The organism is Winogradskyella sp. PC D3.3 (assembly GCF_054366245.1).
Map to the genome: position 1 here is coordinate 2,425,585 of NZ_CM135962.1, position 6,916 is coordinate 2,432,500.

General features: G+C 35.6%; 4 protein-coding genes and 1 pseudogene. All 5 read right to left on the reverse strand.

The window, feature by feature from the left end; translation table 11 throughout:
* Positions 1–41: 41 nt before the first annotated feature.
* The 5 genes and pseudogenes from ACXGSQ_RS10655 to thrS all read right to left on the reverse strand — a co-directional run bounded on the left by ACXGSQ_RS10655 (position 42) and on the right by thrS (position 6,698).
* Positions 42–3,299 carry an amidohydrolase family protein gene (locus ACXGSQ_RS10655; protein WP_458626179.1) on the reverse strand — a complete coding sequence of 1,086 codons (3,258 nt, stop codon included), beginning with the start codon at positions 3,297–3,299 and terminating at the stop codon, positions 42–44.
* Between the two features lie 166 nt (positions 3,300–3,465).
* Positions 3,466–3,810: a 50S ribosomal protein L20 gene (rplT, locus tag ACXGSQ_RS10660; protein ID WP_215925146.1), complete on the reverse strand. Its 345-nt coding sequence runs from the start codon at positions 3,808–3,810 to the stop codon at positions 3,466–3,468.
* 101 nt (positions 3,811–3,911) lie between these two features.
* Positions 3,912–4,109: a 50S ribosomal protein L35 gene (gene rpmI, locus ACXGSQ_RS10665; RefSeq protein ID WP_215925145.1), complete on the reverse strand. Its 198-nt coding sequence runs from the start codon at positions 4,107–4,109 to the stop codon at positions 3,912–3,914.
* 62 nt (positions 4,110–4,171) lie between these two features.
* Positions 4,172–4,720 carry a translation initiation factor IF-3 gene (infC, locus tag ACXGSQ_RS10670; RefSeq protein WP_458629348.1) on the reverse strand — a complete coding sequence of 183 codons (549 nt, stop codon included), beginning with the start codon at positions 4,718–4,720 and terminating at the stop codon, positions 4,172–4,174.
* A gap of 35 nt (positions 4,721–4,755) precedes the next feature.
* Positions 4,756–6,698: pseudogene (thrS, locus tag ACXGSQ_RS10675) on the reverse strand (threonine--tRNA ligase).
* Positions 6,699–6,916: the final 218 nt, after the last annotated feature.

Genomic DNA, 6,916 nt, shown 5'->3' on the forward strand with positions numbered 1-6,916 from the left:
TAAAATAAAAAACCGATTCATAATGGAATCGGTTTTTGTTTTTAGTGAGCGCCTACATGGCAACCGCAGGTTTCTCGTGTAAAACTTTGCGATGCCTCATGCCACGGAAACGCTTGGTTATATTTATTATTTTCCCAGTAGAATTTGGTACGTTCCTTTGGGTGATTTCCAATTTCATTCATGGTTTCAGTGTCGTATAATCGGCCATTAATCATAGTGTAAATAATACTTTCAGAATTTCTAATGTCTTCTAAAGGGTTTTTATCCATTACTATCAAATCGGCCAATTTTCCTTTTTTCAGCGAACCAATATCATTACCTGCTCCTATGTAATTGGCACCATTTATAGTGGCAGCTTTTAAGACGTCATGATTGGCCATGCCTCCTTGTTGAAGTGACCATAACTCCCAGTGCGCTCCAAGGCCTTGTAACTGACCATGTGCCCCAAGGTTGACTTTTACGCCAGCATCACTAAGTGCTTTAGTAGTTTTAGAAACTAAAATATGGCCGTTCTCATATTCTTCATCCGGAACCATAACCCGATGTCTCGAACGCGCATCGATAATGCCTCTTGGAGTATACTTTAAAAGCTTTTCATTTTCCCAAACATTAGTTTTTTGGTACCAATAGACTTCACTATTCATACCACCATAATTTACAATAAGTGTTGGTGTATAACCCACATTACTATTTCCCCAAAGTTCTAAAACATCTTTATAAACAGGTGCTACTGGGATGTTGTGTTCTACACCAGTATGCCCATCCATAACCATGGTGATATTGTGGTAAAATGTTGAGCCTCCTTCTGGAACCACAAAGATACCTTCCTCTCTAGCGGCTTGTAATACTTGTTGTCGTTGCTCGCGTCTTGGTTGGTTATAACTCTTAACCGATAAGGCACCGAAAGCTTTGGTTCTTCTAATAGATGAACGCGCATCTTCAAGATTATTGATGACCGCTTTAAAATCTCCATCAGCTCCATAAAGAATAAACCCTGTAGAGTAGAGACGTGGTCCAACAAGTTCTCCTGTTTTTTGTAATTCCGAAAGCGCAAAAATAGTTTCAGAATGCGCAGATGGATCATGAGACGTCGTCACTCCATAAGCTAAATTCGCGTAAAATTGCCAGTGTTTTTGTGTGGTTAATCCATATCTAAAGCCACCAATATGTGCGTGCGCATCCACCATGCCTGGCATTATTGTTTTTCCTGAAACATCATAGACTTTTGCATCGGAAGGAATTGTGATGTCTGAAGTATTTCCAATAGATTCAATGATATTGCTATTAATAACGATGGTGCCATTTTCTATGACTTCATTACCTTCCATAGTAATCAGTCGCGCTCCTTTTAAAGCAATTCTTCCTGAAGGTTTATCGGTTTTTGCTTCTAAATTAATTTTTATTCCTTTTTCGACGAGTTTAGTGTCTTCAGAAGCTTTAGCTGAAAAATATTGGTTGCCTAATGTCCAATGTAATGTTTTGCTGTCTTTAGACCAATGAAGATTAATCCCTGCGTCTTTAGAAAGCTGCGTAATTGGAACATATTTGCTTTTATCAGTTAAGTCTAAAGTATGTCCAGACTTAGGCATTGGTGCTAAATGCACTTTATGTAAATGAACAAAAGCAATCCAGTTGCTATCAGGACTTGGTACCAAAATATTACCATGTTTTGATTTAACGAGTGTGCGTTCATCAAAACCATTGAGATCAACACTTTTCAATGCTTTAGTTAAAGCCCCAAAAAATTGTCCGCCATTTTGGTAAATAATTCGTGTATCATCAGCATTAAACATTGGGAAATCTCCTTCTTTGGTTACAAATTTGGTGTTTGTCCCATCACTATTCATCAAATACAAACCTGGCTTTTTTGAAAATGTTCGACCTTGTTCGTTGTTTCCTCCTTCTTTTCTGTAGACAATATGTTTACCGTTATGTGAATACGACGGGTTTCTATAAATGCCTTTTTCTGAAGTCAGTTTTGTAGCAGTACCACCAGTTGAAGGAATTGAATAAATAGCACCTAAGTTTTGATCATTCCAAGTTACATAAGTAATGGTATTTCCATCAGGTGAAAAGGAGGGTTCAAATTCAAAATCGGTGCCTTTAGTTAAGCGTTTAGCTTTTCCATTGGGTAATTTTTGTGTGTACATATAACCAAGGGCATTAAAGACAATTGATTTTCCATCAGGAGACGTGGTCGCATGACGAATCACTTTAGCGTCAAAAGTATCAGGTGCTACAGGAGTATCAAATTCAACCGCTTTAGCAATCTTAATAGTAGCGTTAGCTTCAAACGGAATGTCGGATACGTTAAGCGAATTGATATTGATTTTATTAATTTTTCCACCAGACCAAATTACGATGTCTTCATTATTTGGCATCCAATTAAAGTTGGTGTATACTCCAAAAATAGCCCAAGCTTCTTGTTGGTCTTTATTTAGTTGGTCATAAACAGGCCATTCTTCTCCTGTTTCTAAATCGTGAATATATAAAACAGTTTTAGTGCGTACACGTTTAATAAAAGCTAGTTTTTTTCCATCTCTAGAAATTTGAGGACGTGCAGCACCTCCTGGACCTCCGGTGATTCTTGTCGTTTTACCAGTTTTCATATCATAGCGATTGATGACATAGATTTGACTGTTTGGGTCTTTGTTGTATTGAAAAACACCTCCAGGATAAACATCTTCACTGTAGTATAAATACTTCCCATCTGGAGAGATAGTTGGTTCGTTAACATCTTGTTGGTCATTCTTCTTTTTAGTAAGCTGTAAACCGCTACCGCCAGTTTTATGATATAGCCATAGTTCGCCAGCTCCTAAAGAACGCCCAGAAGTAAAATGTTTTCGGGCAATAAGATAATCGCCATCCGGTGTCCAAATAGCATTGTTTAATAATCTGAAATTTTCTTTTGTGGTTTGCTTAGCATCAGAACCGTCAGTATTCATGACCCATATATTGTCACCACCACCAGCATCACTAGTAAATGAAATCTGTTTGCCATCAGGGCTAAATCGTGGTTGAATTTCAAAGGGCAAACCTTCTCTTAGTAGTTTTGCTTTACCACCATTGCTGTCCATGATATAGATATCGCCTAATAAATCAAAGACAATAGATTTTCCATCTGGACTGACATCTAAATTCATCCAAGTACCTTCGGTAGTTGATAGTTTGAGGTCTTTGAAATTCCAATCACCTTCGGGGTTAGAGACGTCCCACGATTTGGGCTTTTCTTTATCTTGAGAATAAGCGTTAATAGTAACAAGTAGAATGAGGGTTGCAATGAGTTGAATACGCTTCATGGAATTGGTTTTTAATTAAAACGTAAGTTAAAACTAAAAAATGAATTTCGTAGGAATTGGTGTTTTTGTAAAAGATATAATTTTAAACTTATCGCATAAAAAATCCGATTCAAATTAATGAATCGGATTTTATAAGCGAAATGTTGTTATTAATTTGGCTAAAAGCCTACTTTACTTTGTTTACTATAGCTTCAAAAGCTTCTGGGTGATTCATCGCTAAATCGGCAAGGACCTTACGGTTCAATTCGATATTATTAGATTTTAATCCTCCCATAAATTTTGAATAGCTCATTCCATGTTGTCTTGCACCTGCGTTAATACGCATAATCCATAACGAACGGAATGTTCTCTTTTTTACTCTACGGTCTCTGTACGAATATTGCATCGCTTTGTCAACCGCATTTTTTGCTACTGTCCAAACGTTTTTACGTCTTCCGAAGTAACCTTTTGCTTGCTTAAGAACCTTTTTTCTTCGGGCTCTTTTTGCTACTGAATTTACTGATCTTGGCATTTCTTTAATTGTTTTTGTAGTAGGCGGTCTAAATGGACACTTGCTAAATTGTTTTGCCTAACTCCAGGGTTTATAATTTGTTTTAACCGATTAAAACCGTATTACTTTAAACGTAACATTGTTTTAATATTGTCCTCATCTGCTTTATGTACTAAACCATCATGAGTCAATTTTAGCTTACGCTTTTTAGATTTTTTTGTCAATATGTGACTCTTAAAAGCATGCTTTCTTTTAATCTTACCAGTGCCAGTTAGTTTGAAACGTTTCTTAGCACTTGATTTTGTTTTCATTTTAGGCATTTTCTCCTCTTTTTAATTTACGTTTCGCTTAGTATCGTATGAGCTGAAAATTCAGCTTTTAATTATTTTTTCTTAGGTGCGATGAACATAATCATTCGCTTTCCTTCAAGTTTAGGCATTTGTTCTACCTTTCCATATTCTTCAAGATCTTGGGCTAATTTTAATAATAAAATTTGTCCTTGTTCTTTAAAGACAATGGATCGTCCTTTAAAGAATACAAACGCTTTTAATTTCGCTCCATCTTTCAAGAACTTTTCGGCGTGTTTCTTTTTAAACTCGTAATCGTGGTCATCTGTTTGAGGACCAAAACGAATTTCTTTAACGATGACTTTAGTCGCTTTAGACTTTAAAGTTTTTTCTCGTTTCTTCTGCTCGTAAAGGAATTTTTTATAATCCATAACTTTACAAACAGGAGGGTTCGCATTTGGCGAAATCTCTACGAGATCTAAACCTTGTTCATCGGCTATGGACAATGCTTGCTTAACAGGGTAAACACCTATTTCAACATTATCTCCGACTAATCTTACTTCTTCAGATCTGATTTTGGAATTTATACGGTGTTTATCTTCTTGAGATACACGTCTTGTAAAATTCTTTCTGTTTCTACGTATTGCTATGGCTTCTGTATTTTAAATTAAACTTAATATTATTTAAAAGTTTTTAAACTTTTACTAATTCTATCTTTTACAATTTTCACAAAGTCTTCTACAGTAATTGTGCCAAGGTCTTCTCCACCATGTTGGCGCACAGTTATTGTATTATCTTTTTCTTCTTGTTCACCGACAATAATCATATACGGAAACTTTTGCATTTCAGCTTCGCGAATTTTCTTACCTACAGTTTCATTTCTGTTGTCTGTGAGGGCGCGAATTTCGTCATTTTCTAGCGAAATTAAAACTTTTTCGGCGTATTTTTCATATTTCTCACTTATAGACAGTACAATTACTTGTTCTGGCATCAGCCAAAGTGGGAAATTTCCACCTGTATGTTCAAGTAAAATTGCTATAAATCGTTCCATGCTACCAAACGGAGCACGGTGAATCATAACAGGCCTGTGCATCTCGTTATCACTACCTTTATAGGTTAAGTCAAAGCGTTCAGGTAAGTTATAATCAACCTGTATTGTTCCTAATTGCCATTGTCTTCCTAAAGCATCTTTTACCATAAAATCTAATTTAGGACCATAGAAAGCGGCTTCACCTGTTTCTACAACATAATTTAAATTTTTATCAATGGCTGCATTTAATATGGCTTGTTCTGCTTTTTCCCAGTTTTCATCACTCCCAATATACTTTTCAGGTTTTTCCGGATCTCTTAAAGAGACTTGAGCTGTAAAATCTTCAAAGCCTAAAGAACCAAATACATATAAGACTAAGTCTATAACATCCTTAAATTCTTTATCTAATTGATCTGGAGTACAGAAAATATGAGCATCATCTTGAGTAAAACCTCTCACGCGAGTTAGACCATGTAATTCACCACTCTGCTCATATCTATATACAGTACCAAATTCAGCGAAGCGTTTAGGGAGCTCTTTATAAGAAAATGGTTTACTATTATAGATCTCACAATGATGTGGGCAATTCATTGGTTTGAGTAAAAATTCTTCACCCTCAGCAGGAGTTGTTATAGGTTGAAAACTATCAGCACCATATTTAGCATAATGACCAGAAGTAACATAGAGTTCTTTACTTCCAATATGTGGTGTTACCACCATTTCATAACCTGCTTTCTTTTGGGCCGCTTTCAAAAAGTTTTCTAAACGTTCACGTAATGCAGCACCTTTAGGTAACCACAGAGGCAACCCTTGTCCTACTTTTTGTGAAAACGTAAAAAGTTCAAGTTCTTTTCCCAGTTTTCTATGATCTCTTTTTTTAGCTTCTTCTAGTAACTCTAAATATTCAGTTAATTCCTTTTGCTTAGGAAACGAAATACCATAAACGCGTGTTAATTGTTTGTTATTTTCGTCTCCTTTGTAGTAAGCACCTGCAACACTTAAAATCTTTACAGCTTTTATAATACCCGTATTAGGTATATGGCCACCACGACAAAGATCGTAAAAGTTGAGTGATCACAGAAACTAATAGTACCGTCTTCAAGGTTTTCTATTAAATCAACTTTATAGTCATTCTTTCCTTTATAATAGGATAAAGCGTCAGCTTTAGAAACATCACGCATTTTAAAGTCGTGCTTACCTCTAGCTATTTCTATCATTTTGTTTTCGATAGATTTAAAATCCTTTTCAGAAATAGTACCTTCTTCTCCTAAGTCAACATCATAATAAAATCCATTGTCAATTGCAGGACCAACCCATAACTTAACATTAGGATATAATTCTTCTAAGGCTTGTGCTAACACATGGGCAGAAGAATGCCAGAATGCTTTTTTACCAGCATCATCTTTAAAAGTATATAAAGTAAGACTACCATCAGTGGTTAGTGGAGTGGTGGTTTCAATAACAGTGTCATTGAATTTTGCTGAAATTACATTACGCGCAAATCCTGCACTAATGTCTACAGCCACTTCATAAGGAGTTACATCTTTTTCGAAAGATCTAACTGAACCATCTGGTAGAGTAATTTGTATCATTATATATAGTATAAATTTTAGCCTACAAAGATATACCTATATAAGGAATAGACAAAGTGAAGTTTCTATAAATTTGATTTGTATGTTTAGGGCATTCCCCTTTTGCTTTTTAGGAGCAAAAGGGGCGCGTCATCCGCTATATCTTTTTTTTACAAGCAGCGCTTTACAATAGGATATTTAATCACAATTATAAAGTATGTATTATATGGTATAATTAT

What these genes read in the sequence shown, in the direction of transcription:
- ACXGSQ_RS10655 (WP_458626179.1), bottom strand. Translation starts at nt 3,299, where the DNA reads ATGAAGCGTATTCAACTCATTGCAACCCTCATTCTACTTGTTACTATT.
- rplT (WP_215925146.1), bottom strand. Translation starts at nt 3,810, where the DNA reads ATGCCAAGATCAGTAAATTCAGTAGCAAAAAGAGCCCGAAGAAAAAAG.
- rpmI (WP_215925145.1), bottom strand. Translation starts at nt 4,109, where the DNA reads ATGCCTAAAATGAAAACAAAATCAAGTGCTAAGAAACGTTTCAAACTA.